The sequence below is a fragment of the Nitrosomonas sp. Nm51 genome (assembly GCF_900111165.1).
GTDB lineage: Bacteria > Pseudomonadota > Gammaproteobacteria > Burkholderiales > Nitrosomonadaceae > Nitrosomonas.
On the sequence record NZ_FOGH01000112.1, the window covers coordinates 1 to 2,205 of the forward strand.

Consider the following 2,205-nt stretch of genomic DNA (forward strand, 5'->3'; position numbering starts at 1 on the left):
GGCCAGGCGGCAGGGAACAGAATAACGGTTACGCTGCAATGTAACCAGACACGTACTGGATACACGTGCCAATACTTCGATATAACCATCGAACGGTGCTGGCATCGGCATCAGGTACAGTTGTTCCTGCTCAAGCGCATCGGCAAGGGTAATGCCGGCATAATCAGGATGTTGAATTTCTGACCACAGCGCGCGGCAACGCGCTTCGAGCCAGTTGTTCAAATCTTCGAATGAACCGAATGGCTGCTGTTTGGCTTCATTCCAGATGCGGCGGCGCATATCCTGGACATTCTTCTCGACGACACCTTTCTCCCAGCCGGAAGCTACATTGCAGAAATCAGGATCGAACAGGTAATGTGCCGTCATCGCGAAGAAGCGCGTATTTACCACACGCCCGTTACCTTTGGACACCTTGTCCACAGCCGTCTTCATGTTGTCGTAAATGCCGCGTTGCGGCACGCCGCCAAAAGCACTGAATGCACGGGTATGCGCATCGAACAGCATTTCGTGACTTTGTGACGGATAGCCCGACAACATGAAGGCACGACTGGCACATAGTTTGGTATGTGCAGCCAACACTTTACGGTGGGTGCCACCGATCACCAGCCATTCTTCACTCCAGTCAAACTGAAAGGCTTCACCCAACGTAAACTTCAGCGGTACATACGCCGTTTTGCTCTGCCCGCCTTGATTGCGCCAGTTGCGAACAAAGTCACAAACAATTGTATAACCGCCAACATAGCCATCCTTCCTGATTTCCTGGAACAGTATCCTGGCAGTGCGCCGGTCTTTCCTGGGGCGGCGAGCATCCGCTTCCAGCGCCAATAACAATCGAGACTCAAACGGTGTCAGCTTGTCGGGCTTCTTCGCTCTGTGATATTTCACTGCGCTGTCACTTGGCGCTTTCAACCACTTTTTTATTGTGTTCCGCGACAGACTCGTGCGCCGTTGAATCTCATTAATCGACAGATGTTCACGGTAAAACATCCGCCGTATCTTTGCATACATAACCATGGTAATCACCTCTTAATTTCTCCTGCTTAAAATTTAGGCAGGATACGTGAATTACCTGGTCAATTTTCAACCGGTACAACTAGCCTTTTCTGGTCAATTTTCGACCGGTGTCAACATTCGACAAGGCCGGTATATTTTTCAGCGTCCTTGCCGAGGGCTGGCAGGGTTTGCGCATAGCGTTCCTCCAGCGTTTTGACGCGGTTTGCCAATTGCTGCGTCATGCGTTCTATTTCCTCTATGATTTGCGCCTCGACGCTCGCAAACCATTTATCCTGAACGATCAGCTTTTTTAGCTCGGCTTCCGGGATGGTTGGAATTTTCTTGAACACCAACTCGTCTAGTTCATCCTTCGCCACTTTGACTGCCGATTTACAGGCGGATTCTTCATTAACCAATTCAAGGCATTTTTTCAGCGCCTCAATTTCCTCCTGATCTTTGGATATTTTTATACGGTCAGTTATGCCTTTTTTCGAAAGATTGCCTTTTTCATTTTTGGCTTCTTCGACAAGTCCGTCTTCGCCGCTATTTTCCTCTACGAAGCTTTCCAGTTCTTGCGTAGCGGTTTCGAATTTTGATTGCAGTTCATCAAGGGCTGCTTGTTTATCCGCGAAGTACCGGGTAATCACCAAGGAAGGCGGCAAGATATCGCTTTTATAGCGTTTCTTGGATTTGGCCGCACCGAATTCAAAATCGTGCTCTTCCTTATAAACTGAAGTTTCCCTTTTTTCCCTATGCGACCATCCGCAATAATGCTTTGATGAGAGAATTTTGTTCGGGTTTGCCTGGCTTGGGGCAAAAGGTAACAAAATCTTTATCGAATGCGGCCTGAGTAATCAGTTTTCTAACATCGGAGAAGGCGAAGTGACTTCGATTGTTAACAGCGTAACAACGCTGCGGTGTTTTATCAAGGCGATCTGCGTATATCCAGGTGATAGTGGTGGCCATCATGCAGAAGTTGAGATGATTGGTGACGGCATGCGGCGTACGGGTTTGGCTTTTTATGCTTCCAATTTCCTGCTTGATCTCTTTGAAACCGGCCTCGATTTTCCAGCGAGCGCCATAGTATTCGATGGTCTGCTCGACGGTGAGATCAAGGTCAGTGGTAAAAAGTGCAACCCATTGTGATTTTCGGTAGGCCCAGACGACACGCACGGCACATTTGAGTGTTTTCAACATGCAGATGTGATCGTA

The 2,205-nt window shown here is 48.5% G+C and carries 3 protein-coding genes; all 3 read right to left on the reverse strand.

Going from position 1 to position 2,205, the window contains the following annotated elements; translation table 11 throughout:
- Window positions 1–1,014 (reverse strand): IS21 family transposase (gene istA / locus BMY60_RS14965; RefSeq protein ID WP_090334703.1); only part of this gene is annotated, 1,014 nt, incomplete at its 3' end.
- Between the two features lie 110 nt (window positions 1,015–1,124).
- Window positions 1,125–1,655, reverse strand: a complete 531-nt coding sequence (locus BMY60_RS14970; protein ID WP_143057492.1) for a hypothetical protein — start codon at window positions 1,653–1,655, stop codon at window positions 1,125–1,127.
- An 88-nt stretch (window positions 1,656–1,743) separates the two neighbouring features.
- A partial coding sequence (locus tag BMY60_RS14975; RefSeq protein WP_218141727.1) for a transposase occupies window positions 1,744–2,205 on the reverse strand: 462 nt, incomplete at its 5' end.